Source organism: Streptomyces sp. NPDC048172, from assembly GCF_043202595.1.
In the GTDB taxonomy this organism is placed as follows: Bacteria; Actinomycetota; Actinomycetes; order Streptomycetales; family Streptomycetaceae; genus Streptomyces.
Genome location: NZ_JBIDAT010000005.1, coordinates 546,310 through 570,874 on the forward strand (window position 1 = coordinate 546,310; position 24,565 = coordinate 570,874).

A 24,565-nucleotide genomic window follows, 5' to 3' on the forward strand; every position below is an offset into this window, starting at 1 on the left:
GCCGGCCGCAGCCGTCGCGCCCCTGGGCTAGGAGGCGACCCGCTCCCCCGTGGGCTCGGCGACCATGACCTGAACGTGGGGCGGGGCGTACTTGCGCGCCTTCGAGACCATCTTGTCCAGGTCGAACTTCTGCCGCTGCACGGCCACGTAGAGCGGCGTCGGCATCGCCGGGCTGGGCGCCGGGAGCCGCGTACCCTCGGGCAGCTGGGCGCCCTGGGGCTGCCGCACCCCGATCAGCGCGTGCGCGTCGCCGGGGGGCGTGGCCACCACGAACTGGCGGACGTCCGTCCAGGGCAGCATCACGTTCTCGACCCGTACGCCGGAGGCGTCGAACTGGAACAGGATCCGCTTGGAGTCGAACCAGGACGAGATGAACGGGATCGCGGCGACGATCACCACGCCGCCCTTCATGTCGAGCGCCCACCCCAGGAACGCCGCGAGCGCCACGACGCCCACGATCGACCCCCACAGCCCGGCCAGGTCCTGCGGGGAGAACGGGCGCGTCACCTTGTACCGCTCCCAGCGCCCCCGCCGACGCGTCGGCTGTCCGGGACCGGGATTCGGGTACGACATGGCAGAACTCCCCTGAGAATCGGATGCGATCGGGCAACATGCCGCAAAGGAAACGGGAGAACGAGACCGGCTCGACCAGGTGCTCGGTCCCGGGCAACCGTGCACTGCACCGGCGCCCGGGACCCTCCCCCGGTGTCCCACTGCGGCCTCCGACGACCGGAGACCGGCCGACTCCCCCGAAGTAGCCCGGCCATACGACCGGTCCGCGGGCCCTGAGGGATCACTGCGAGGAACCTTAACGAGGCGCGGGCAGCCCGTATTGGAAAAATCTGACCTTCCGGAGCGCGCCATTCAGCAGCCGAGGTTCACCGGTCGAGGCACCGCATCCGAGGCTCACCGGGCGAGCGCCCCCTCCGCGAAGCGGGCAGCCGTCACCTGCCCCGGCGTGGTCCCGGCCAGCGCCCGGAACTCGCGGTTGAGGTGGGACTGGTCGTAGAACCCGCAGGCCTCCGCGACCGTGGCGGGGTGCGCCTCCCCGACGGTGAGGAGCCCCATCGCGCGGTGAAAGCGCAGCACGCGGGCCGCGGCCTTCGGCGCGAGACCGATCTGCTGGGTGAACCGCCGCACCAGATAGCCCTGGCTCCAGCCGACCTCGGTGGCGATCCGGGCGACCGGCACCGTCCCGCCCGTGCCGGCGAGCAGCCGCCAGGCGTGGCTGACCTCGGGCGCGGGATCGGGGCCCCGCTCCAGGCGGGACAGCAGGGCGCGGTCCAGCAGATCGAACCGGGCGGACCAGTCGCCGGTGCCCGCCAGGCGCTCCACCAGCAGGCGGGCTCCGGGGCCGAGCACGTCGTCGAGTTCCACCACCCGGTTGGCCAACTCCCGCATCGGCACGCCGAACAGCCGGTACGCGCCGACGGGAGTCAACTCCAGGCGGATCGCCTCCTGGCCACCGGGATGGGCCAGCACCCGCGGCCCGTCCTCCAGCCCGCCGATCAGCGAACCGACCACGCCGCCCTTCCCGCTCTCCCCGCGCAGCCTGCGCACCTGCGTGAAGGGCTCCCGCAGGTTGATCACCACCACGGCCCGCCCGGTCGGGACGACGCGGGCCTCGTACGGCACCGGGCTGCCGGTCTCCCAGTAGCCGACGTAGCTGTGCAGATACGGGCGCAGCCAGGGCGGCCATGCCCGGGTCACCCGCCACCTGCCGCCGACCTGCGTGATCCGCAGCCCTCCGTCTCCGGCACCCGACACGGACCTCTCCTCCGCTGGCGGCAACGCCGGTCTCGCGCGATGCCCGTCGCCTGAACCGGGCAAGAGCGTAGTCGAATTCGACCCCCGTCCGGGCACGCTCGGCGGCGCCTGGGTGCTCCCGCACCGGACGAGGGCGGCTGGCCGTGTCCGGCGGATCATGGTTGCCCTCGTCTCTGGGCTGGGCAGGGGCTGCCCCTTACTGTGCGTTGCAGGCTGCGACTGTCGTCGTGGCTTGTCGCGCAGTTCCCCGCGCCCCTAGAGGTCGAGGGCGCTCCCCGGAGCGCCCCGCCAGGGGCGCGGGGAACTGCGCGCGCAACCACCCACAACCCGCAGCCTTGGGGGCACCTCCCTGCTCGAAGAGCTTGGGGGAGGACAGGCGGGGCAGCCCCCGCCCAGTTGCCACGGTAGAGGGCAACCACGATCCGCCGGACACGGCCCAGGCGGCTTCTAGCGGACGCTGAGCAGGTCGCCGGGCTGGCAGTCCAGTTCGCGGCAGATCGCGGTGAGAGTGGAGAAGCGGATCGCCTTCGCCCGGTCGTTCTTGAGGATCGAGAGGTTGACCACCGTCACCCCGACCCTGGCCGCCAGTTCGGACAGGGTCATACCGCGCTCGGCGAGCAGCCGGTCCAGGTGGACCTGGACCCGGTGCTCCTCTTCCGGCGGCATCAGACCAGCCCCGCGGTGTCGGCGCGCAGCCGCGTTCCGCGGCGGAAGACTTCTCCCAGGGCGAGGACGAGGAAGGCCAGCAGGACGTACGCGCCCGTGAAGGTGGCCGAGAAGGGGATCTCGCCGTCCATGGGAGTGCCGCTCACCAGCAGCTGCGTCGTGCACGCCGTCAGCAGCGGGGCGAGGACGGACTGGGCCAGCACCGTGAGCCCGATGACGCTCAGGCGCCGCGCGTTCTCCGGCACGAAGACGTCGCCGTCGCGCAGGGTTCTGGCGATCCGGAGCAGGAGGGCCAGGACGAGGAGCAGCAGCAGGCTGGTGGCGATCTCCGGCAGGGCGAGCAGCAGCCGCTGGCTCAGGGTGGGGCCCGCGAGGACGAGGTCGGCCCCGTGCGTGCCGGTGAGGGTCACGCCCTGACCCGTCACCGCGTCGGCCACGGCGTCCGGCACCCGGGCGGCCGCCTCGGTCTCGACCTCGCGGGTGTCCAGCGGATCCATGAGCCCGGCCACCCCGAGCCCGGGGAGCAGCACCCCGAAGACGCCGACCAGCACGGCGGCCAGGCCGAGGGCCGCCTCCAGCAGCCTGCTGTCCGTCCGGCTCCACCAGGACTTCGTACCCATGGGCTCCCCCTGCCTGCCGTGACGCACGAGCATATCGATTAACGATATACCGCACGGTGAGCGGCCGTCACTCCGCCCCGTCGAGCACCCGCCGCAGGATCTCGGCCAGCCGGTCCAGGTCCTCCGGGTCGCAGTCGGCGAAGGGCGTCTGGGCGAGCGTCAGCCGTACGACGCGTTCGCGGACCTCCCGGCCCTGTGCGGTCAGCACGGCCACCCGGACGCGCCGGTCGGCGGGGTCCGTGCCGCGTTCGACCAGCCCGCGGTCGATGAGCTGGTTGACGACGAAGTTGAGGTTGGGCGCGTTGCAGAACAGCCGCCCCGCGAGCACCTTCATGGACGGCGCGGGCCCGTCCGGCTCGATCGCCCACAGCGCCTGCGCCGTCGCATGGGTGAGCCCCAGTTCCTCAAGCGGCCGGGCAAGGCGGTCGGCGGTGCGCATGAACAGCTCGTGGTTGGCGCGCACCACCGCTTCCAGCGGCTGATTGGTCATGCCGGAAGGTTAGCACCGTACTTCGAGCATCGAAGCTGTTACGGTACGGTGCCTGTACTTCGAGACACGAAGCACTTTGGGAAGGGACACGCGCATGAGCGTCTACTCCGGCACCACCGCCCTCGTCACCGGCGCCTCGAAGGGCCTCGGTGCGGCGTACGCCCGCGAACTGGCCCGGCGCGGCGCCCACCTGGTCCTCGTGGCCCGCTCCGGCGAGGCGCTGCGCGGGGTTGCCGACGGGATCCGCGAGGAGCACGGGGCCAGGGCGGAGGCCGGGACGGTGGAGGTCGAGACGGTGGCGCTCGACCTCGCCGCCGACGACGGGGTGCCCCGCCTCGTCGCGGAGCTGGACCGGCGCGGCCGTACCGTCGACCTCCTGGTCAACAACGCGGGTGCCGGAACCGTGGGCCCGTTCCTGGACTCCACGTCCGAGCGGCACGTCACCTCGGTCGAGCTGAACGTCGTCGCGCTGATGCGCCTGACCCACGCGCTCGGCGCCCGTATGGCCGCGCGCGGGAGCGGCGGCATCGTCAACGTCGCGTCCACGGCGGCGTTCCAGCCCATGCCGTACCAGGCGAGCTACGCCGCGACGAAGGCGTTCGTCCTGTCGCTCACCGAGGCCCTGGCCGAGGAGTTGCGCGGGAGCGGGGTGCGGGTCATGGCGGCCCACCCCGGCGCCACCGCCACGGGTTTCTTCGACGGCACCACCGCCACGATGGACCCCAGGTTCACCGACCGGCCCGAACGCGTCGCGGCCCGGACCCTCGACGCCTACGCCAAGGGCGCCGTCAACTCCTACCCCGGGCGCGCGAGCATGCGCGCGACCACCTGGGCCGCGCGACTCCTGCCCCGTACGGCGGTCACGCGGGCAACGGGACGGCTGAACCGGAGCCTGGGCCACCACCGCGCACGCGACCTCGACACCCCCGCGGCCACGTGAAGCGGGACGGAGGGGAATCGGTGCGGCTGATTGCGCCGAATCGCGCAACTCGGCGAACGTATGGACGTTTAGGGCAGAGAGTGTCGATGGGCGCAGACCGCAGACCGTATGGAGCACCGGCCCCGCCGATGGGAGGACGCCGACTTCCGCGCCGCCGTCCGCGCCACCGGACGGACGAAGATCGTGATGGCCGGGCTCTGGACCGAGGTCTGCCGCGTCGTCATCAACGACTACTTCGACCGCAAGCAGGCCATCGGCGACAAGACCGGCACCCTCTTCCGGTAGACCTCGGCGTGACCCACGCCACACACAACTCCTGTCAGGAATCGGGGCCCTGTCCCGCTCACCCCACGAAGAGCGGGACACGGCGAAGCGAACCGACAGGAGCAGCACATGAAGCACCGCATCGTTGTCCTCGGCGCCGGTTACGCCGGGGCGTACGTGGCCGGGAACCTGGCCCGGCGGCTCTCCCCGGCGGACGTCGGGATCACCGTGGTCAACGCCGTGCCGGACTTCGTCCAGCGGCAGCGGCTGAACCAGTTGGCGGCGGGCCGGGACATCGAGGCTCCACCGCTCGCCGACGTCTTCGCGGGCACGGGGATCCGGCTGCGCGTGGCCCGGGTCACCGCCGTCGACCCCGGGCGCGGGTCCGTCGCCGTGGCCGACGCGGACGGCGGCGGTGAACTCGGCTACGACACGCTGGTGTACGCGCTCGGCAGCCACGGCGACGACCACGCCGTCCCCGGCGTGGCCGAGCACGCCTTCGACGTCGCCACCAGGACCTCGGCGCTACGGCTGCGCGAACGCCTGGACGAGCTGGAAGTGCTGCGGGATCAGGGCGACGGCGGGCGGGTGGTCGTCGTCGGCGACGGGCTGACCGGCATCGAGACCGCCACCGAGGTCGCCGAGGCCCGGCCCGGGCTCTCGGTCACGCTGCTCGCCCGCGGCGAGCTGGGCGCCCGGCTCTCCGCCGGGGCCCGGGGCCATCTGCGCCGGGCCTGCGAGCGCCTCGGCGTGACCGTCCTGGAGCACACCCGCGTCGAAGCCGTCGGCGCCTCGCGGGTCCGGTGCGCCGACGGCAGCTCCCTGGCGTCCGACGCGACCGTGTGGACGGCCGGGTTCGCCGTCGATCCCCTCGCCGCCGCCGGGGGGCTGGAGGTCACCGGGAACGGCCGGATCGTCGTGGACCGGACCATGCGGTCGGTCTCGCACCCGGACGTCTACGCCATCGGCGACAGCGTCCACACCCTCGGCGAGAACGGCCTCCCGCTGCCGATGAACTGCGGCTCGGCCGGGTACACCGGCCGGCAGGCCATCGAGGCGATCGTCGGACGCCGTACCGGCCGCAAGATCGCGAACGTCAAGCTCGTCCACCGGTACAGCGCCGTCAGCCTCGGGCGGCGGGACGGGATCCTGCAGCTGATCGACGGTGAGGGGCAGCCGAAGCCGACGTTCATGGGCGGCCGGAAGGCCCTGCGGATCAAGGCGGGCGTCCAGCGGGGCGCGCTGTGGGGCGTCTCGTACCCGACCCTCGGCCTGCCCCGGCGCAGGCACCGGCTGACCGCCGCGCCCGAAACGGCCGCCGTCTAAGGTGAGGAACGTGGACGGCACCGCCACCGACCGCTTCGACAGCAGCCGGTTCGAGGCCAGCCGGAACCGGCTGGCCTCGCTGGCCTACCGGCTGCTGGGCTCCGCCACGGACGCCGAAGACGCCGTGCAGGACGCGTTCCTGCGCTGGCAGGCCGCCGACCGGCAGCGGATCGAGGTGCCGGAGGCGTGGCTGACCAAGGTCGTCACCAATCTGTGCCTCGACCGGCTCCGCTCGGCACGGACCCGCCGCGAACGGACCGCGGGCGCCTGGCTGCCCGAACCGCTCCTCGACGGCGATCCGATGCTCGGCCCGGCCGACACCGCCGAGCAGCGCGAAGCGGTCTCCCTGGCCGTGCTGACGCTCATGGAGCGCCTGTCCCCCGTCGAACGGGCCGTCTACGTCCTGCGCGAGGCGTTCTGCGACAGCCACGCCGAGATCGCCGGGATCCTCGGCATCAGCGAGTCCGCGAGCCAGCAGCACCTCCACCGGGCCCGGCGCCGCATCGCCGCCGCGCGCCACCGTGGCGGCGCGGCCGACCCGGACTCCGCGCGCAGGATCGTCGAGGAGTTCTTCGCCGCCGCGGTCTCGGGACGTACCGAAGAGCTGGTGGCGCTGCTCACCGACGACGCGACGGCGATCTCCGACGGCGCCGGGCTGACCAGGACGCTGCTGCGGTACGACACTCCGCAGCGCATCGCCGCCGTCGCACGGGCGGGCTTCAAGCCGGCGGCCGCGAAGCGGCGGCTCGTCGGCGGCACGCCCTCCGTCCACCACGCGCGCGTCAACGGCGCCCCCGCACTCCTCTTCGTGGTCGGCGACCGCGTCTCCGGCGCCGTGACGTTCGACCTCGGCGGCGGCAGGATCGCGACCGTACGCGGCATCGCCGCCCCCGCCCGCCTCGTACGCCTCACCGAGTCCTGGCGGCGGCACGGCCCGGACACGCCGCTCCTCTCCCACTGGTGAGGCGAGCGGCGTGCCCGGTTTCGCGGAGCGGCTACCGTTCAGCGCCATGGGGATGCTGGATGCCACCACGCGGGAAGTCACGGTCGATTACGGCACGTTCGGCCTCATCGACATGGAGTGCGCCGCCGACACGTACCACGTGGACCCCCCGGAGGGCGGCGCGTGGCTGCGCACCGACACCGGGATGGTCTACCCCGACCTGGTCTCCAACGTGGCCTTCATCCGGCTCCGGCTGGAGAGCTGGGACGGGGAGCCGCCGCGGGAACAGGAAGGTGCCTGGTCCCGGGTGGAGGAGGCCGAGGTGGTGATGCCCAGTGGCGTCCTCGGTGTCGAGGTCATCGCGGCGGGCATCGACGAGGACGTGTTCACCCTGCCAGGACCCGGCACCTACCGGCTGCGCATGGCCTTCTGCGTCTCCCCGGAGACCGCGCCCGTCCCCCTGCGCAGGGGACAGGACCCCGTCGAACGCGCTCACCAGGGGCACGAGGAGGACTTGCGCGACGTGGACGAGTTCTTCCGCGTGCAGTACTGGCGACGGGCGTGGTGACGAGCGGGAGTACCCGGTGTGCCCGGTGCACCCGGCCGAGACGGGCTCGCCGTGCCGAGGCGGGGTCACAGCAGGGCCGTCAGGCGCTGGACGTTGCGGCGGCCCTCGCGGCGTACGCCCAGGGGGATCAGCGCGGCGCGGGCGGGCAGCCGTACGCCGCCGGTGAACGCCACCCGCGTGCCCGGGCCTTCGGGCGTCGCGGCCACGCCGACCAGCAGGAACCGGCTCTGCAGCCAGCACCAGCCGGGACGGTGCGTCCCGCGCAGCCGGGCCCGCATCCCGTACCTGCTGCGCGCCACCGCCTCCACGCGCTCGCCCGCGCGGTGGACGACGCGCAGGCGCTCCATGTCGGTCACGACGTGCCCGAAGGCGTCCTCCAGGTCGCCCAGCAGGTCCCAGACACGTGCGAACGGCGCGTCGACGTACGCCTCGGTCACATGGGCGCCGCGGACGCCCGCGGCCAGGGCGCGCAGGCGGCGCACGGGGTCGACTTCGGTGGTGGGCCAAGGCTCGTTCGTCCAAGGCTGGTTCGTCCAGGGCTCGTTCATGACGTCCACGCCTTCCGGAAGATGTCGCGGGCCCGGTGCAGCCGCGATTTGACGGTGCCGGTGCGGACACCGAGCAGCGCCGCGGCGGTGCGCTCGTCCAGGCCCTCCACGTCACGCAGCATCAGCACCGCGCGGTGCTCGGGGGAGAGCCGGTCCAGCACGTCCCTGATGTCGGCGGAGAGCTGGGGGTCGCCGCGGGCGGGCAGCGCGCTGAGATCGGCCGGTACGGCGCGGGCGGCGCGGTGCGCGGTGCGGACCGCCTCCCGTACGGCGATGGCGCGGACCCAGCCGTGCAGCGCCGCCGGGTCCTTGAGGGTGCGCAGCGACCTGAAGACCGCGACCAGCGCCTCCTGCGCCGCGTCCGCGCCCTGGTCCAGGGCGATGGGCCCGCAGACGCGGCCCACGTACGGGGCGAGGAGGTCGAGGAGTTCGGCCATGGCGAGGGTGTCGCCACGCTGCGCGGCTCGTACGAGCCGGACGGTTCGCTCATCGGGCACGGACCGCATCCTTCCACCGCGCCACGCGCAGCGCTGCGACGGCCAGCACGGCGCACAGCGGGGTGTACAGCGCGAGGTTGAGCCAGTAGAACGCGGTGCCGGTCTCCTTGGCGAACAGCCAGTAGACCCCGGCCAGTCCGCGCAGCGAGAGCCCCGCGGCCACGGCCAGGGTGCCGAGGCGGAGGAGCGGGTGGCGAGGGCGGCGGGAGTGGGCGAGGACGAGGGCCGCGCCGGTGAGGAGCAGGGCGACGAGGGGCAGCAGGACCGGCGGCGTGAACGGTACGTCCGTGCCGAGGACCGCCAGGGACAGGCTCCTGTCGTCGGCGGCGGGCCAGGTGGCGCCCGTCGTCCAGTACAGGTGGAGCAGGGCGTCGGCGGTGAGCACGGAGGCGATGAGCGCGGCGCCCCGGGTGAGGGCGGGGTTGTCGGGTCCGTACGGCATGGGGTCTCCCGGAGCAGGCAGCGGTGGAATCCGTCGCCCAGTGGAGGAGGCGTCCGCGCGAAACGTTCCCTCGGAGTACGGGAATTCTCAGCCGAGGCCGACACGGGTCAGGGGATCCCCCGTGTCGACGTACAGCGTCCCGTGCGGCGCGAGGGCCGCGCGGATACGGGCGAGAGCGGGCCCGTGGAGCCGGGGGTGACGGCCGTCGAGGGCTCCGACCCGGCACGCGAACGCCAGGTCGAAGACCGGGGTTTCGGGCGGCAGCGTGAAGGACTCGACCGGGGCGCACAGGGTGGAGAGCAGCCCCGAGGCGATCTCGGCCGCGCAGCCGAGCCGGGTCCGCTCGATCCCGGCCGGTGACCGGTCCAGGACGAGCACATGCCCGGTGGGAGCCACGCGCCGGGCGACCTCCCGTGCCGCGGCGCCGGGCGCGCCGCCGATCTCCAGGACGCGCGTGCCCGGGCGCAGCGGCAGCGCGTCGACCACCCGGGCGAGGCGATCCGACAGTTCGGCGCTCATGGCGTGGAGGGGGAAGGAGAGGTGGAGGGGGAAGGAGAGGTGGAGGCGGAGGGGGAGAAGGCGTCGGCGGCTGTGCGGGCGCACTCCTCGGAGAAGTGCGCGGGGGCGATCAGACCGGCCGGGATATGGAGGGGCGGGTCCAGGGGGACGCTGACGACCTGGGCCGGGGACGGTGGTGGGGCCGAGGCGAGCATGGGCGGGGTGGCGAGGGTCCAGGTGTCCGCGCTGGTGCCGATCTCCACGAGGGTGTCCCGGACCGTTCCGGCGGGGCGGCCGAGCGTCGGGTGGACGCCCGCCTCGCGGAACGCCTGCACGATGATGCCGTGCAGCGGCGCGTCCTCCTCCCGCGAGGGGAAGCGGAACGGCAGCGCGGCGAGCCGGGCGAGCGGCAGCGCGGGCTCGGCCGCCAGCACGTGCCCGGCGGGCAGCACCGCGTGCAGCGGCTCGGTCCACAGCGGCAGCACGCGCAGTCCGCGCGCCTCGGGCGTGCCCTCCCCCACCCCGCGGATCAGCGCGAAGTCCAGCTCCCCACGGCGTACGCCGTCGAGGCGCCCGGCCACGGGGCGGTCGATGAGGACCGGCTCGACGCCGGGGTGGGCGCGGCGCAGCGTGCGGACGCCGCGCGCCAGGCGGTCGCCGAAACCGGAACCCGTGCCGAGGCGCATCACGCCGCACTCCCCCGAGGCCAGTTCGCCCGCCGTGGCGCGGACGCGCTCGGCGGCGGCGAGGGTGTCGCGGGCGTGCGGGAGGAGCCGGCGTCCGGCGGTGGTCAGCCGTACGTGGCGGGTCGAGCGGTCGAACAGGCCGACGCCCAGCTCCCGTTCGAGCCGCGCGATGCGCTGGCTGACGGCGGGCTGCACGATGTGCAGCCGCTCGGCGGCCCGCCCGAAGTGCAACTCCTCGGCGACGACGACGAAATAGCGCAGCGCGCGCAGCTCCACGGGCGACCGCCCCCCCTTGTCCGTCCTGCGGATCTCTCAGTCATCACGGGATGTGATGACTGCGCAGGGCGAACGCGTCTGGTTCGCGCGGCATTCCCGGGCTTGACTCGTCACCATGCGACTGGGAATCCACACCATGGACACGGGCCTGAGCGCCCCGGAGGCGGCCGCGTCCGTACGCCGTACCGTCGAGGGCGGCTTCGCGCACGCCTGGGTCAACCAGGGGCCCACGGGCCACGATCCGCTGAGCGTGCTGGCGGCGGTCGGCGCGGCGGGCCCGGCGGGGGCCGAGCTGGGGACGGCGATCGTGCCGACGTACGCGCGGCACCCGGTGAACCTCGCCGCTTCGGCCCTCACCGTGCACGCGCTCACGGACGGACGGCTCACCCTCGGCATCGGCCCCAGCCATCCGGGCATCGTCGAGGGCCAGTGGGGCATCCCGTACGACGCGCCGGTGGCCCACACCCGCGAGTACCTGGAGATCCTGCGGCCCCTGCTGCGCGGCGAGGCCGTCGAGCACCGGGGCGAGCGGCTGACGGCGGTGACGCGGCTCGACGTTCCCGAGGCCGCTCCCCCGCCGCCCGGCGTCCTGCTCTCCGCGCTCGGCCCGAGGATGCTGCGGCTCGCGGGCGAGCTGGCGGACGGCACCGTGGTGACCTGGGCGCGGCCGGGGCTGGTCGCCCGGCACCTGGTGCCGGGTGTCGAGGCGGGTGCCCCGCCGGGGACCTCGCCCCGGGTCGTGGTCATGGCCCTCGTCGCGGTCACCGCCGAGCCCGACCGCGTACGCGACGACCTCGCGGAGGTCTTCGGAGGCGCCGGCTCGATGCCCGCGTACCGCGCGCTGCTGGAGCGCGACGGGCTGACGAACGTCGCGGAGACGGCCGTCGTCGGCTCCGAGTCCGAGGTCCTGCGCCAGCTCGCGCGCTACGGGGACGCGGGGACGACCGACCTCATCGCGGTCCCGACGGGCGACCAGCCGGACGCCACACGGGAGGTGCTGGCCGCCACCGCCACCGCCGCTGCAGGTGCCGCCGTAGCTCAACCGTGAGCGCTCGGTTCCGCCTGGGAGAGGCGCCAGAACTCGGCGTAGCGGCCGTCGCGGCCGAGGAGTTCGTCGTGGGTGCCGTGCTCCGCCGTCCGGCCGCCGTCCAGGAAGACGAGGGTGTCGGCGTGCCGCACCGTGCGGAGGCGGTGGGCGGCCATCACCACGGTGCGGCCCGCCATCAGGCGCTCGATGCCCTCGTGGACGGCCGCCTCGTTGACCGGGTCGAGCGCTGACGTGACCTCGTCGAGCAGCACGACCGGCGCGTCCTTGAGGAGCGCGCGGGCGATGGAGACGCGCTGACGCTCGCCGCCCGAGAGCCGGGCGCCGCCCTCGCCGACGTGCGTGGCCCAGCCGTCCGGGAGGCGGTCGACGACCTCGTCGAGCCGGGCGGCGGCGGCCGCCTCCCGCAGCTGCGCCGCGGTGGCGCCGGGGCGGCCCAGGCGTACGTTCTCCTCGATGGTGCCGTCGAAGAGGTGGACGTCCTGGAAGACGAGGGCGATCCGCGCCATCAGCTCCTCCGTCGCGATCGTACGGACGTCCGCGCCGCCGACCCGGACGGCGCCCGCGTCCGCGTCGTAGAAGCGCGCGAGGAGCTGGAGCAGGGTGGTCTTGCCCGCGCCCGACGGGCCGACGACCGCGAGCCGCCGCCCCTCGGGAACGGTCAGGGAGACGCCGTCGAGCACCGTACGGCCGCCGTGCCGGAAGGTGACGGCGTCGAACTCCAGGGCGTGGCCCGTCGGCCGGACCGGTTCGGCGGGCTCGGGGAGCGGCTCGGTGCGCAGCACGGCGTCGAGCCGGGTCAGCTCGGCGCGGACGGCGCGCAGCTGGCCGCCGATCTCGGCCAGCGACAGCAGCGGATCGGCGCAGCGCGCGGCCAGCACCAGCAGGGCCAGTACGTCCGCGGTACCGAGGCTGCCGCCGAGTGCGAGGTAGGCGCCCAGGGCGAGCAGCGCGGTGAAGACCGCCTGCACGGTGAGGGTCAGGCCCAGCACGCCGGGCAGCGTGGCGCGCGCGAGGCGGCGGTTGGTGTGCTGGATGTCGCGGAGGGCGGCGTCCAGGAGTTCGAAGCGTTCGTCGGTTCGGCCTCCGGCGCGCAGCACGGGCTGGGCCTGGAGGTATTCGAGGACGCGCGCGGTCGCCTGCTGCTCGTGCGCCGCACGCCGCGCGTCGGCGTCGGCCGTCGCACGCCCGGAGCGCGCCTGGACCACGGCCACCAGCGGTACGGCGGCCAGCGCGGCGAGCCCCATCTGCCAGTTGAAGGCGAGCATCACGGCGACGACGGTGAGCGGGGTGACACAGGCGGCGAGGAACGGGCCCAGCACGTGCGCGAGCACGCTCATCGCCCGCAGCACACCCCGGCTGGCCAGCACGGAGACCTGGCCGACGCGGTCCGCGCCGTACCAGCCGAGGGGCAGCCGGGCCAGATGACCACCGAGCCGGTGGTACATGCCGCGCAGCATCGTGGTGCCCACCCGGAAGCCGGACAGGTCGGCGACGTAGCGCAGCACCGCGCACCCGGCGACGGCGGCGGCGAACGCGCAGAGCCACGGCCATACGTCCGCGGGCTCGGGCCCGAACAGCGCCCGCAGCACGGGCACGAGCAGCGCGCAGGTCAGGCCCTCGGCGAGGGCGGCGGCGGACATCAGGGCCACGGTGCGGCGCACGGGGCGGGTGTACTCCTCGCCCAGTACGCGCAGCAGCGTGCGGATCATCGCGGCTCGCCTCCTCGCTGTGCGTGGTGCGGTACGTGGTGGGGCACGGCCCCCGGTTCGGCCGTCCCGGCGGTCACCGCCGCCGACCGGTGGCCGCGCCAGAGCTCGGCGAACCGGCCCTCGCGGGCGAGGAGTTCCGCGGGGCGGCCCCGTTCGGTGACCGTGCCGTCCTCCAGGACGAGGACGGTGTCGGCGTCGGCGACGGTCTCCAGCCGGTGGGCGATGACCAGGAGCGTGCGCCTGCCGCGCAGCGCGGCCAGGGCCTCGCGCACGGCGCGTTCGGTGCGCGGGTCGGCGAACGCGGTCGCCTCGTCCAGCACCAGCACCGGCGCCTCGGTGAGCAGCGCGCGGGCCAGCGCGAGACGCTGGGCCTCACCGCCCGAAAGGGTGGCTTCCTCGCCGAGCACGGTGGCGTAGCCGCGCGGCAGTTCGAGGATCCGCTCGTGGACGCCCGCCTGCCGCGCGGCCCGCTCCACCTCCCCCGGGCCCGCGTCGGGGACGGCCAGCGCGATGTTGTCGGTGACCGAGGCGCGCAGCAGCCGTACGTCCTGGAAGACGAAGGCCACCTTCCGGTACAGCTCCCGGCCGCTCAGCTCGCGCAGGTCCACGCCGCCGAGGGTGACCGTGCCCTCGGTGGGGTCGAAGAACCGCGGCAGCAGCTGGACCAGCGTGGACTTCCCGCCGCCGGAGGGGCCGACGAGCGCGGTGAACGTGCCCGGTTCCAGGGCGAGATCGACGCCCCGCAGGACCTCGCGGCCCGGCTCGTACCCGTACCGGACACCGCGCAGCTCCACCCGGTGCCCGCTGGGCGTGACGGGGCGCGCGGGCTCGGGCAGCGGCGGCACCGCGAGGACCTCGCGGATCCGGCCGAGCGCCCGCCAGGCCGCCTGCAGATCGTCGAAGCCGTGGCCGAGGGCCGCGACGGGGGCGGTCAGCCCGAGCCCGAGCAGCAGGAAGGGCAGCAGGTCGGCCGGGGCGAGTGAGCCGCCGGTGATGAGGGCGGCGCCGCCGGTCACCACCACCAGCAGCACGAACGGCGGCGAGAGCGCGAGCTGCATGCCCGCGGCGATGCCGGAGATGCCGCGCACCCACCGGCCGAAGACCTCGGCGAACCGGTCCGCGGCCGTGAGGAAGGCGCGGTGGGCACGCTCTCCCTCGCCGAACGCCTTGACCACCGCGATGCCCCGCACGAACTCGACCGCCGAGTCGGCGATCCGCCCCATGGCCGCGTCGAACTCCCGCTGCTCGCGCTGCCGGGCCGAGGCCATCATCAGCGGCACGAGCGCGAGCGCGAGCACCACCGGGATCAGCGTGATCAGCGTCATCCGCCAGTCGACGGTGAACAGATAGACGAGCGAGACCAGCGGCACCACGAACGCGGAGACCAGCTCGCCCGGAGCGTGCGCGAGGAACGGGTGCACGGCGCCGACGTCCTCGCCCACCACCTTGTTCAGCTCGCCGCTCCGGCGCCCGGCCAGCCAGCCGAGCGGCACCCGCCCCAGCTGCGCGGCCAGCCGCCGCCGCAGCGCCAGCTGCACACGGCCGTCGAGCAGATGCGCCACCCCCGACGAAGCGGCCGTGCACACCAGCCGTACGAACAGACCGGCCGCGCCCAGCGCGACGACCGTCCAGACGTGCCCGCGGTCGGCCGGTCCGGGCGCCAGCAGCGTACGGCCCAGCTCGACGACCGCGAGCAGCGGCGCCAGCCCCGCGAGCGCGCCGGTCACCTGGAGGACCACCACGACCGCGAACCCCGGCAGATGCGGCCGTATCAGCTCCTTCACCGCGCCCCCCTTTCCTGGTTGCCCATCGCCCCTCAATGAAATCTACGGCGTAGGTTTCGCTTGCACGGTAAGTTCTACGTCGTAGGTTTGGCAAGCGGGAAACGGGAAGGACGCGCACGTGGCACGACGCGCACGAGGGACCTCGGCGGGACTCGACCGCACGCGGATCGCGGCGGCGGCGGTCGCCCTCGTCGACCGTGAAGGGCCGGAGCGCTTCGGCGTACGGCGGCTGGCGGACGAGCTCGGGGTCGACCCGATGTCGATCTACCACCACATCAAGGGCAAGGCTGCGCTGCTGGACGCCGTCTGCGAGGCGGTGCTCGCCGAGGTCGACGTCGCGGACGACGGGGGCGGCGGCGACGAGGGGGCGTCGGAGGACTGGGAGGCGGTCGCCCGCCGACTCGCGTACAGCTACCGGGACATGGCCCTGCGCCACCCGCAGATCTTCCCGCTCCTGCTCACGCACGCGCAGACGTCCCCCGCGGCCGTCTCGGCGACCTCCCCGGCGATCCTCGCCGCCCTCGAACGGCTGCTCACCGCGATGCGCGACACGGGGCTCCCCGACGAGCTGGTCGTGGACACGCCGATGGTGCTGATCAGCTTCCTCAACGGGCACCTGCTGGCGCGCACCAGCGGCGGAGAGACCGGGCCCGGCGCCGTGCCCGCGATCGACGCGGACGCGCACCCGACGCTCTCCGTACTCGCCCACCGGCTGGACGACTTCGGCTCGCGGGAGGAGTTCGACCGCATGCTCGACACGGTGCTCGACGGCGTCCGCGCACGGGCAGGACGGGCGGGACGGGCGGGCCTGACCTGAGCCCGCCGGATCACCGCCGGATCACCGCCGGACCGTCACTGCCCCTCTGTGCCGCTGTCGCGCAGCCGCAGCAGGTACGTCGCCGTCAGCGCGACGGCACGGTCCCCGTCGTGCGACAGCTCCACGAGCGCGCGGGAAGCGCGCGCCCCCGGGATGCCCGCGAGCGCCTGGGTCAGCCGTCCGCGCGCGGGTGCCTCCGTGCCGTCGAGGGCGAGACGGTCGGCGAGCAGGCCCGCGATACGGTCCGCCGTCGCGGCGTCGCCCGCCAGCACGCTCAGCACGTCGGCGGCGTCGGTGTCGTTCCGGCCCGCCACGACCATGTCGACCAGTGTCGGGACCGCTCCGGCCTCGCCACGCGCCCCGAGGGCCAGCGCCGCGTGGCCGCGCACCACGGGGTCAGGGTGCGCGAGGGCGTCCCGCAGCCGTACGGCGGCGCCGGGCTCCTCCGGGATCTCGGCGAGGGTCTGGACGGCTCGTTCGCGCACCGCCGCGACCGGCGAGTCCAGGCCCTCGGCGAGCAGCGCCGGAACGCCGTCGCCCGCGCGTGCGAGCGCCCAGCGCAGGGCCCCTGCGACGTTCGGCTCGGACTCGCTCAGCACCGCCTCGACCAGGGCCTCCACCGGCACCGGGTCCGCGTCTGCCGAGGAGAGCGCCGCGCGCTGGCGCGTACCGGCGCTCTTCGACTCCAGCGCCTGGAGCAGCGCGACGGCCTGGAGGACCTCCTGCCAGCCGGTGGGGTCCGCGGCGTCGATCCGGCGCAGCCGCGTGAGCAGCTCGGTCTCGGCCGCGATACGTTCGCGCGTCTGCCGGATGAGGTCGTCGACGAGCGCCGAGGGCGTGAAGCCGGGGTCGTCGAGCGCGCGCTGGATCTCGCGCAGCGAGAGCCCCAGCGTACGGAGGCTCTCGATGTGGAAGATCCGCTGGATGTCCCCCGGCGCGTACTCCCGATAGCCGGAGCCCGTCCGCCCCGAGGGGCTCACCAGTCCGAACGACTCGTAGTGCCGGAGCATCCGCGCACTGACACCGGACCGTCGCGCCACCTCACCGATCAACACGCTCCATCATCCCTCCGGCGCCGCCCCGCCGAGAGCCACGACGCGCTTCGCCTCCTCGATCGCGAACTCGAATCCGGCGTCAGGGTCCCGCAGCAGCCGCTCCGTGGCGAGCGCGTGCGCCCGTACGCCCGGGTCCCCCGCGTCCTGCCCCGCGCCCCGCCCCGCGGCGCGCAGCACGGGCTCGGCCGCCGCGCCCAGCGCGACCAGGGCCCTGCTGAGGCTGAGCTGCGTCTCCCGGCCGCCCCGCCCGAGCTGCGTCGCCAGCACCGTGGCGAGCGCGGGCTCCTCGCCCTCCGGTACGAGCAGGACCGCGGCCCGCCACGCGCTCCTGGCCACCTCGTCCTCGGGGTCCCGGAGCAGCTCGCGGGTGAGCGCGGGCCACGCCCGCCGGTCCCCGATCTTGGAGAGCGTGTGCAGCGCCTGGCTCCGCGCCTGCGCCCGCTCCGCACGGACCTCGCGCAGCAGCGCGGGAAGCGTCAGGGACACCGGGTGCCGGGTGAGCGCCCAGGTCAGCATGTCCCGCACGAAGAACTCGGGCTCGCTCGCACACCGCTCGACCAGCGCCTCGACATAGCGCGGATCGGGCGCGGACCCGACCGCCATCGCCGCCCGCAACCGCACGGACGCCCGCCCGTCCCCCAGTCCCCGCAGCGCGCGCTCCGCCTCCTGCCCCGTGACCGTCACCAGGACCACCTCCTGGGCAAGCAGTGAAGACCTTGTCACCGTGTCAAGGTCAACCGGGCCTGCCGCACCCGGCCAGGCGTTCCCTACGCTGTCGCCATGACGACCGCTGGTCAGGAACAGCCACGGATCCGTGTCCTGTACGACGAGTCGCGCCGTGATCTCCGGGAGCCGGAGCGCCCTCGTCCCGTCCGTCTCTATCTGTGGGAGCCGCGCACTCCCGTCGCCACCCCCGCCCCCGCCCCGCTGATCGCCGTGTCGCACGGCACCGGAGGTTCGGGCAGCGACATGGACTGGCTGGTACGCCCGCTGAGGGAGGCGGGCTTCCGGGTGGCCGCCCTGGACCACCACGGCAACAACTTCGTCGACGGCTACGAACCGGAGGGCTTCCTCCACGTCTGGGAACGGCCCCGGGACGTCTCCTTCGCCCTCGACGCCCTCGCCCAGGAGGGGCCGCTGGGTCCGGTCGGCGCCGCGGGGTTCTCCCTCGGGGCCTATACGGCGGCGGCGCTGGCCGGGGCCCGCGTCTCCCCGGAGGCGCTGTGGGCCGTGTTCACGGGGGCGGTTCCCCTGCCGGAGACGCCTGAGTTCCCGGGCGTGCTGGAGGCGCTGCGCGCGAAATACCCGCAGGACGAGGCCTCGCGGCACGCGGTGGACGGCGCCGGGGCCGACCTCTCCGACCGCCGGGTGCGAGCCGTCTTCCAAGTGGCCCCCGGCTCTGGCGGCCTCGTGACGCCGGAGAGCCTGGCCAGCGTTCAGGTGCCGGTGGAGATCCGGTGGGGCGGGGCCGACACGGTCAACCCGTACGAGACCGACACCCGGCCCTACCTGGAGCACATCCCCGGCGCGAGCGGCCACTCGGCCGGACCCGGGGTTCGCCACGACGACTTCTTCGCGGCGGAGCCCGCCGATCCTGCCGTCCGCTTCCGGGTCGGCGGCGAGGCCGCCGACTTCTTCCGGCGACGGCTCACCTGACCCGCGTCCCGCGACCCGCGTTCCGCGACCCGCGAGGGGCCGCCGCCGGGGCGGGTCTCAGCCCGTCCAGCCGATGTCGCGGATCGCGACGGCCCCGTCCCGCACCGCGTACTGCACCCAGCAGAAGGCGGAGAACGCCTCCCGGACCTCGGCGCCCACGATCTCCCGGACGTCCGGGTGGGCGCGCGGCCGGGCCCGTACGTCCGCGAGCAGGGCGGCTATCTCTTCCCGCGCCACCTCGTCGGGCAGCCCGGCCATCACCTGGGCCGCCTTGTCATCCATCACCACTCCGTGCACCGCTGACCCCCGTTTGCCCCCGTTGGTGTCCCGTTCAGAACGACCGTACGGATACGCGCCCGAGGCGGATACCCCTGTGGACAACCCCGGACGTCTCCGTCGAACCTCTGTGACGTCCCACGGCATCAACTGCACCGTTCGCCCCGTCGAATCCGTTGATATCTTTCGACTTTCGAGTGGGAGAGGGGTGCGGGGTGCTGGTCGAGGAGCGGCGCGAGGCGATCCTGCGGGCGGTGGAGCAGCGGGGGGCCGTCAAGGTGAAGGAACTGGCGGCGGAGATGGGCGTCTCCGCCGTCACACTGCGGCAGGACGTGCGCGATCTCGCCGCGCGGGGGCTGGTCGCGCGCGTGCACGGCGGCGTGATGCCGCTGGCCACGGAGCGGTCCGCCGCCACGGACACGGGGGACGCCGCCGCGCGGCAGCAGCCACAAGCGGAGGCGGCGGCGCAGGCACAGGCGCACCCGCGGCACACGCTCGGCCTGGTCGTCCCGCCGGGTGACTACTACTACCCCGAGGTCATCCGCGGCGTGCAGGACGCCGCGCGGACCCATGGGTTCCGCGTCGTGCTGGCCGTCTCCGGCGAGACGCTGACGGCGAACCAGGAGCAGGTGCGCCGCCTCGCGGCGGCCGGAGTCGACGGCCTGCTGCTGATGCCGCGCGCGGGACTCGGCCCCGTGGACGGGACCGAACGGTGGCTGAGCGGCCTGGAGATGCCGACGGTGCTGATGGAGCGGCGCGTCGGGCCGGGCGCGGGCCGGGTGGAGCAGGTCGCGTCCGATCACGCGTACGGCGCGGGCCTGGCGGTCCGCCACCTCGCCGGGCTCGGGCACGAGCGGATCGCCCTGGTCGCCCGCGTGGAAAGCCCCAACACCCCGCTGATCAGCGAGGGTTACGCCGCGGCCGTACGGAGTCTGGGCCTGCCCCGTGGTCCCGAGCACCACATCCGTACGGCCGCCGAACCGGACGCGGCCGTGGGGAGGTTCGAGGAGTTCGTCCAGGAGGCGCTGGCGGGGAAGGTCAGTGCGGCGCTGGTGCACAACGACCTCGACGCCGTCACGCTGGTCGGCCTGCTGCAGACGCGCGGACTGCGGGTGCCGCAGGACCTGGCGGTCGTCACGTACGACGACGAGGTCGCCGAGCTCAACGACGTCCCCCTGACCGCCGTCGCCCCGCCGAAGCGGGCCGTGGGCGCGTGGGCCGTGGAGCTGATGCGGCGCAGGCTCGCCGACCCCGCTCCGCCGCTGGCCGAGCTGCTGCTCCGCCCCGAGCTACGCGTACGGGCGTCGTGCGGGCACGGCTGACACGGGCGGGGTCCACACCCGGACAACCGGACACCCGGAAGTACCTTTCACTTTCTTTCACTTACAAGATTTCGAAAGCTCAAGCATTGACGCGGTTTTCGTTGCTGTCGAATGATGTGCCAGATGCAGCAGCAAACCCCCTTCATCAGCAGACGCCGTCTGCTCCAGACGACCGGCGCACTGGGGCTGGCCGCCTCCGCCTCCGCGCTGTCCCCCACTTCCACCTGGGCGGCACCGGGCCGGACGAGGATCACCGACCTGGGCCCCGGCATCGTCCAGTTCGCGCTCATGAGCGGCGTGCTGGTCGGTGACACCGTCTGCATCGGCTCGCGCAATCTCGACCCCGCCCGGCTGATCGGCTTCCACCTCCCCACCCGCAAGGTGACCTCCCGCACCGAACTCGCCTCCGGCCACAGCGTGCAGGCCCTCGCGGCGGACCCCGGGGGCCGTTACGTCTACGCCGGTGTCCTGTCCAAGTCCGACGGCGAGCCCAACCTCTACCGCTGGGACCCGCGCGCCCCGGCCAAGAAGGCCGAAGCCCTGGGACGTACGGGCGAGCGCGACGTACGGGAGCTGACCGTCGCCCCCGACGGCACGGTCTTCGCCGTCGGCGGCACCCCGGGCAAGGCCTCGCAGCTGTGGGAGTACGACCCGGCCAGCGGGAAGGTGACCGGCCTCGGCGTCCCCGACCCGAAGGCCACCCTCGCCCGGGCCGTGGCCGCCACCGACACGACCGTCTACTTCGGCGCGGGCAGCGTCCTGACCGGCGGGGGCGGCGCGGGCAAGGCCTCGCTGTTCGCCTACGACCGGCGCACGCGCGAGTTCGGCTCCGTGCTGCCGCCCGAGCTGGCGAAGGACCCCAGCCTGCGCGAACTCGCCGTCCTCGACGGCAAGCTCGTCATCGGCACCTCGGGGTCGACCGGGTCCGCGCACCTGGCCGTGATGGACCTGACCGACCCGTCCTCGTACACGGTCGTCCGTACGAACGGCGCGATGGCCAAGACGCTCACCTCCGACGACGACGCGGTCTACTTCACCGACGACGCCGGGGTGTCCGCCTTCTCGAAGAAGGACAGGACCGTCTCGCGCGTCGAGTTCGACGGCCCCGAGCTGGGCGAGGTCTGGGGGCTGGACCACCGCGACGGCAAGCTGGTCGCCGTCTCGGCGTTCGGCTTCGTCGCCGAGATCGACCTCTCCGACCGGAGCTGCGACATCACCGAACTCGGCCCCGCCGGTGCGCCCGAGGGCCCGCAGTCGTGCATGGGGATCGCCACGGACGGCCGGTACGCGTACGTCGGGGGCACCGGCGCCCTCGCCCGCCACGACCTGCGCAAGGACAAGGGCGCCTCCGGGGCAGTCGTCAACCTCCGGATCCCCGGCGAGGCCAAGGACGCCGAGATCGTCGACGGAGTCCTCCACACCGGCCAGTACAACTCGCTGGGCATCTGGACGTACGACCCCCGCGACGGCCGTCCGCCCCGCCAGGCCGCGCACTTCCCCCACGAGCAGAACCGGCCGCTTGACGTCTGCTTCGACCCGGTCAACCGGCTGCTGCTGGCCGGAGTGCAGTCCGACACCGAGGGCGGCGGCTCACTGTGGACGTACGCGCCCGGCACCGGGAAGTCGCGGATCCGCGTCAACCCGGTCGACGAGTGGCAGCTGGTCCGCGCGGTCGCCACCCGGCGCGGCACCGCCTACCTCGGCGGCGACAACCCCTACACCGACGGCCCCCGCGGCACGGTCGTCGCCTACGACCCCGTCGCCGGTGAGGAGCTGTGGCGCAAGGACCTCCCCTTCCCCACGGGCGTCGCGGCACTCGCCGTCCGGGGCCCGCACCTGTACGGACTGACCAGGAAGGGCGGCTTCTTCGTCCTCGACGTCCGCGAGCGCGGCCTCGTCCACACCGCGGACCTGGGCGAACTCTGCCCCGGGTTCGCGGCCATGACCACCGCCCGCGGCGTCGTGCACGCCGTCTCCGACACCACGCTCTTCCGCTTCGACCCGAAGACGTTCGCCGTACGCACCGTCGTCCCCGAGATCAACGGCAGGTGGTACAGCGGACCGCACCTCGCCGCCGACCCGCGCGGCCGGATCTACACCCTCCGCGGCGACAACCTCGTCCGCATCGACGACTAGCCCCGCTCCCCCACCCCCCCCACATCCCCCCACACAGAAAGACGCATCGAGATGAACAAGACAGCAGTACGCGCCGCGGTCGGCCTCGGTCTCGGCGGGGCACTGACCGCCGCGGTCCTCACCGGCGCCCAGGCCGACGAGGAGCACGACGCCCGGTCGCCGCAGCTCGACGTGAACTACAAGGACGGCAGCCTCAACTCCGGCATACCGAACCTGACCACGACGCACGCCAAGGCCAAGGACGCCTCCGAGGTCGTGCGTTCCGGAGACGACCACGCCGTCACCCACAAGGTCACGCTCGACGACCCCGACTACGTCTCCAACGGCGCCCCGCGCAGCGAGAGCGCCACCGACAAGCTCCCCGAGGGCCGTATCGAGGTGGGCGACGAACACCGTTACGAGTTCGACGTCCTCCTCAAGGACTGGAAGACCTACAAGCCCGGGGACCCGACGAACGGGGACATCATCTTCCAGGGCAAGCACGCGGGCGGAAACAGGCCGTCCTTCTATCTCATGGCCCAGCGCAACAGCGTCGAGTTCCGGTCGCCGTTGCTGAACCTCCAGACCACCGTCGTCGACGACTTCAAGCCGTACATCAACAAGTGGATGACCTTCCGCGTCGACGTCCGCTGGACCGACGACAAGACGGGCTACTACAAGGTCTCCAGCAAGCTCCCCGGCGAGTCCGGCTTCACCCTGCGCAAGACGTACAAGGACGTGAAGACCTTCCACCCGGAGAACCCCACCACCTTCGGCTACCTCAAGTGGGGCCTCTACCGGCCCGACCAGACCATCGACAACGGCAACGTCCCGACCCGGACCGTCGAGCACGACAACATCCGCGTCCTGGACCTCGCCAAGGGCGCCGGCGCCTCGAAGTCCCGCTGACAGCTCCGCAGCACCGCCATGAAGGGCACGGTCAGCGGGCCGTGCCCTTCATCGCGCGGAGCTGCTCGGAGAGCACGAGCCCGGCCGCGCCGAGGAGGGTGGCGTCGTCGTCGAGCGCCGTCAGGGCGACCTGGGGCGGGCCCGCCGGGTGGGACGGGATACGGGCGTGCAGGTGGTGCTCGATACGGCCACGGAGCTGCTCGCCCCCGGCGGCGACGTCGCCGTGCAGGATGAAGAGGCCGGGCGCGAAGATCTGGTGGAGGTTGACCAGGCCCGCTGAGAGGTTGGCCGCCCACCGCTCCACCAGCTCGGCGGCGTGCGGCACTTCGGCCGCCGCCAGCCGGGTCAGGGGCCCGGCGGTGAGGGTCGCGGCGCCCGGGAGGCGGAGCCGGGTGGCCTCGGCGCGGAGCCAGTCGTGCCCGGCGACGGTCTCCCAGCAGCCGCGCTGCCCGCAGTGGCAGGCGCGGCCGTCGAGCTGGACGATGCTGTGGCCGATCTCGCCGCCCGTTCCCGCGGGGCCGCGGTGGACCTCGCCGTTGAGGACGAGGCCGACGCCGAGCGCCTCGCCCGTGTAGAGGGACGCGAAGCGGCTGCGTCCCCGGCCCTGCCCGAACCAGCGGTCGCCGAGCGCCTGGGCGCGCGGGTGCATGTCCACGCAGACGAGCTCGGTGCCGAGTCCGGTGCCGAGTCCGGCGCCGAGTTCGGCGCGCAGGATGGCGGCCAGGGGCAGCCCGTCGAGCTCGGGAGCCAGGGCGACGCTGATGACGGTGCCGGTGTCCGTGTCGACCATGCCGCCGACGGCGACGCCGATGCCCAGGGGCGGTGTCGCCGTACGGGCGAGGATGTCGCGGAGCCCGTCGAGCAGTGCGGCGGTCGCGGCCTCGCCGTCGCCGCTGCCCGGGGTGAACTCCCGCTGGACCCTGGCCAGCAGCTGTCCGCCCGCACTGACCAGGGCGCATTCCAGACGCCCCGGCAGGAGGTGGGCCACGGCCACCGGAGGGGCCTGCGGGGAGATCCAGAGCGGGCGGGAGGGCTTGCCGCCCGACGGGCTGCTGGGCCGGGACTCCTGCTCCGCCAGCAGCCCCTGGTCCATGAGCTGCTGCACGAGGGCGGTCAGGGTGCTGCGCGAGGCTCCGGTGACGCGGGCGAGGTCGGCACGGGAGAGCGGGCCCAGATCGTAGAGGGCCTGGAGGATCCGGGCGTGCGACCAGCCCGCCTCGCCCATGCTCGCCGCCGCCTTCGTCTTCCCCATCCTCGCCCTCGCCCCCATCTCGTCAGTAACTCCCTGTGCCGAACTTACCTCGGCGGGGCATCCGAGGAAACTCCGCACCTCACCCCTTGAC

Annotated in this window: 27 protein-coding genes; 11 read left to right on the forward strand and 16 right to left on the reverse strand. The window is 73.9% G+C overall.

The window, feature by feature from the left end:
• Positions 1-27 precede the first annotated feature (27 nt).
• The 5 genes from ACGF3A_RS24140 to ACGF3A_RS24160 form a co-directional block, all read right to left on the reverse strand.
• Positions 28-573: a hypothetical protein gene (locus ACGF3A_RS24140; RefSeq protein ID WP_393732337.1), complete on the reverse strand. Its 546-nt coding sequence runs from the start codon at positions 571-573 to the stop codon at positions 28-30.
• Positions 574-906: 333 nt separating this feature from the next.
• Positions 907-1,767: a helix-turn-helix domain-containing protein gene (locus ACGF3A_RS24145; RefSeq protein ID WP_393732338.1), complete on the reverse strand. Its 861-nt coding sequence runs from the start codon at positions 1,765-1,767 to the stop codon at positions 907-909.
• A 447-nt stretch (positions 1,768-2,214) separates the two neighbouring features.
• Positions 2,215-2,433 (reverse strand): helix-turn-helix domain-containing protein, encoded by a 219-nt coding sequence (locus ACGF3A_RS24150; protein WP_393732339.1) that lies wholly within the window; start codon positions 2,431-2,433, stop codon positions 2,215-2,217.
• Positions 2,433-3,053: a DUF2975 domain-containing protein gene (locus ACGF3A_RS24155; protein WP_393732340.1), complete on the reverse strand. Its 621-nt coding sequence runs from the start codon at positions 3,051-3,053 to the stop codon at positions 2,433-2,435. Before ACGF3A_RS24155 ends, ACGF3A_RS24150 begins: the two co-directional genes overlap by 1 nt.
• Positions 3,054-3,120: 67 nt before the next feature.
• Complete coding sequence (locus ACGF3A_RS24160; protein WP_393732341.1) at positions 3,121-3,543, reverse strand: MarR family winged helix-turn-helix transcriptional regulator; 423 nt, start codon at positions 3,541-3,543, stop codon at positions 3,121-3,123.
• Between the two features lie 94 nt (positions 3,544-3,637).
• Here ACGF3A_RS24160 and ACGF3A_RS24165 point away from each other — a divergent pair, with 94 nt between their 5' ends.
• From ACGF3A_RS24165 to ACGF3A_RS24185, 5 genes are all read left to right on the forward strand, one after another.
• On the forward strand, positions 3,638-4,483 hold the full coding sequence (locus ACGF3A_RS24165; protein ID WP_393732342.1) for an SDR family NAD(P)-dependent oxidoreductase: 846 nt from the start codon (positions 3,638-3,640) through the stop codon (positions 4,481-4,483).
• Positions 4,484-4,591: 108 nt separating this feature from the next.
• A complete protein-coding gene (locus tag ACGF3A_RS24170) occupies positions 4,592-4,768 on the forward strand; it encodes a hypothetical protein (protein WP_393732343.1) in 177 nt (58 codons plus the stop codon).
• 108 nt (positions 4,769-4,876) lie between these two features.
• A complete protein-coding gene (locus ACGF3A_RS24175; protein ID WP_393732344.1) occupies positions 4,877-6,073 on the forward strand; it encodes an NAD(P)/FAD-dependent oxidoreductase in 1,197 nt (398 codons plus the stop codon).
• A 10-nt stretch (positions 6,074-6,083) separates the two neighbouring features.
• On the forward strand, positions 6,084-7,037 hold the full coding sequence (locus ACGF3A_RS24180; protein WP_393732345.1) for a sigma-70 family RNA polymerase sigma factor: 954 nt from the start codon (positions 6,084-6,086) through the stop codon (positions 7,035-7,037).
• Between the two features lie 46 nt (positions 7,038-7,083).
• Positions 7,084-7,584, forward strand: a complete 501-nt coding sequence (locus tag ACGF3A_RS24185; protein ID WP_393732346.1) for a hypothetical protein — start codon at positions 7,084-7,086, stop codon at positions 7,582-7,584.
• Positions 7,585-7,649: 65 nt separating this feature from the next.
• On the opposite strand, the gene ACGF3A_RS24190 is transcribed toward ACGF3A_RS24185, so the two are convergent.
• From ACGF3A_RS24190 to ACGF3A_RS24210, 5 genes are all read right to left on the reverse strand, one after another.
• On the reverse strand, positions 7,650-8,132 hold the full coding sequence (locus tag ACGF3A_RS24190) for a hypothetical protein (protein WP_393732347.1): 483 nt from the start codon (positions 8,130-8,132) through the stop codon (positions 7,650-7,652).
• Complete coding sequence (locus tag ACGF3A_RS24195; protein WP_393732348.1) at positions 8,129-8,638, reverse strand: RNA polymerase sigma factor; 510 nt, start codon at positions 8,636-8,638, stop codon at positions 8,129-8,131. The genes ACGF3A_RS24190 and ACGF3A_RS24195 overlap by 4 nt, the downstream gene beginning before the upstream one ends.
• Complete coding sequence (locus tag ACGF3A_RS24200) at positions 8,619-9,071, reverse strand: DUF3995 domain-containing protein (protein ID WP_393732349.1); 453 nt, start codon at positions 9,069-9,071, stop codon at positions 8,619-8,621. The genes ACGF3A_RS24195 and ACGF3A_RS24200 overlap by 20 nt, the downstream gene beginning before the upstream one ends.
• Before the next feature lie 87 nt (positions 9,072-9,158).
• Complete coding sequence (locus tag ACGF3A_RS24205) at positions 9,159-9,590, reverse strand: methyltransferase domain-containing protein (RefSeq protein ID WP_393732350.1); 432 nt, start codon at positions 9,588-9,590, stop codon at positions 9,159-9,161.
• Positions 9,587-10,531 carry a LysR family transcriptional regulator gene (locus ACGF3A_RS24210; RefSeq protein WP_393732351.1) on the reverse strand — a complete coding sequence of 315 codons (945 nt, stop codon included), beginning with the start codon at positions 10,529-10,531 and terminating at the stop codon, positions 9,587-9,589. The genes ACGF3A_RS24205 and ACGF3A_RS24210 overlap by 4 nt, the downstream gene beginning before the upstream one ends.
• A gap of 115 nt (positions 10,532-10,646) precedes the next feature.
• On the opposite strand from ACGF3A_RS24210, the gene ACGF3A_RS24215 reads away from it, so the two are divergent.
• The gene (locus ACGF3A_RS24215) at positions 10,647-11,579 is read left to right on the forward strand and encodes a TIGR03564 family F420-dependent LLM class oxidoreductase (RefSeq protein WP_393732352.1); all 933 of its coding nucleotides are present in this window, start codon (positions 10,647-10,649) and stop codon (positions 11,577-11,579) included.
• Here ACGF3A_RS24215 and ACGF3A_RS24220 read toward each other — a convergent pair.
• Both ACGF3A_RS24220 and ACGF3A_RS24225 read right to left on the reverse strand, forming a co-directional pair.
• Positions 11,570-13,288 carry an ABC transporter ATP-binding protein gene (locus tag ACGF3A_RS24220; RefSeq protein WP_393732353.1) on the reverse strand — a complete coding sequence of 573 codons (1,719 nt, stop codon included), beginning with the start codon at positions 13,286-13,288 and terminating at the stop codon, positions 11,570-11,572. The genes ACGF3A_RS24215 and ACGF3A_RS24220 overlap by 10 nt on opposite strands.
• The gene (locus ACGF3A_RS24225) at positions 13,285-15,072 is read right to left on the reverse strand and encodes an ABC transporter ATP-binding protein (protein WP_393732354.1); all 1,788 of its coding nucleotides are present in this window, start codon (positions 15,070-15,072) and stop codon (positions 13,285-13,287) included. Before ACGF3A_RS24225 ends, ACGF3A_RS24220 begins: the two co-directional genes overlap by 4 nt.
• Before the next feature lie 118 nt (positions 15,073-15,190).
• Between ACGF3A_RS24225 and ACGF3A_RS24230 the strand changes: the two genes are divergently transcribed.
• On the forward strand, positions 15,191-15,889 hold the full coding sequence (locus ACGF3A_RS24230; RefSeq protein WP_393732355.1) for a TetR/AcrR family transcriptional regulator: 699 nt from the start codon (positions 15,191-15,193) through the stop codon (positions 15,887-15,889).
• 35 nt (positions 15,890-15,924) lie between these two features.
• Here the strand turns inward: ACGF3A_RS24230 and ACGF3A_RS24235 are convergent, their stop codons facing one another.
• A complete protein-coding gene (locus ACGF3A_RS24235) occupies positions 15,925-16,944 on the reverse strand; it encodes a MerR family transcriptional regulator (protein WP_393732356.1) in 1,020 nt (339 codons plus the stop codon).
• A gap of 6 nt (positions 16,945-16,950) precedes the next feature.
• Positions 16,951-17,667, reverse strand: a complete 717-nt coding sequence (locus tag ACGF3A_RS24240) for a HEAT repeat domain-containing protein (RefSeq protein WP_393732357.1) — start codon at positions 17,665-17,667, stop codon at positions 16,951-16,953.
• A 57-nt stretch (positions 17,668-17,724) separates the two neighbouring features.
• Here ACGF3A_RS24240 and ACGF3A_RS24245 point away from each other — a divergent pair, with 57 nt between their 5' ends.
• Positions 17,725-18,600, forward strand: a complete 876-nt coding sequence (locus tag ACGF3A_RS24245; RefSeq protein ID WP_393732358.1) for an alpha/beta hydrolase family protein — start codon at positions 17,725-17,727, stop codon at positions 18,598-18,600.
• 57 nt (positions 18,601-18,657) lie between these two features.
• Here ACGF3A_RS24245 and ACGF3A_RS24250 read toward each other — a convergent pair whose 3' ends face one another.
• Positions 18,658-18,882: a hypothetical protein gene (locus ACGF3A_RS24250; RefSeq protein WP_393732359.1), complete on the reverse strand. Its 225-nt coding sequence runs from the start codon at positions 18,880-18,882 to the stop codon at positions 18,658-18,660.
• 209 nt (positions 18,883-19,091) lie between these two features.
• Here ACGF3A_RS24250 and ACGF3A_RS24255 point away from each other — a divergent pair, with 209 nt between their 5' ends.
• The 3 genes from ACGF3A_RS24255 (at position 19,092) to ACGF3A_RS24265 (ending at position 23,222) form a co-directional block, all read left to right on the forward strand.
• Entirely contained in the window at positions 19,092-20,198 is a 1,107-nt protein-coding gene (locus tag ACGF3A_RS24255; protein ID WP_393732360.1) for a substrate-binding domain-containing protein, read from the forward strand.
• 123 nt (positions 20,199-20,321) lie between these two features.
• The gene (locus ACGF3A_RS24260) at positions 20,322-22,334 is read left to right on the forward strand and encodes a PQQ-binding-like beta-propeller repeat protein (protein WP_393732361.1); all 2,013 of its coding nucleotides are present in this window, start codon (positions 20,322-20,324) and stop codon (positions 22,332-22,334) included.
• A gap of 51 nt (positions 22,335-22,385) precedes the next feature.
• Positions 22,386-23,222, forward strand: a complete 837-nt coding sequence (locus tag ACGF3A_RS24265; RefSeq protein ID WP_393732362.1) for a heparin lyase I family protein — start codon at positions 22,386-22,388, stop codon at positions 23,220-23,222.
• 31 nt (positions 23,223-23,253) lie between these two features.
• Here the strand turns inward: ACGF3A_RS24265 and ACGF3A_RS24270 are convergent, their stop codons facing one another.
• Entirely contained in the window at positions 23,254-24,474 is a 1,221-nt protein-coding gene (locus ACGF3A_RS24270; protein WP_393732363.1) for an ROK family transcriptional regulator, read from the reverse strand.
• Positions 24,475-24,565 lie beyond the last annotated feature (91 nt).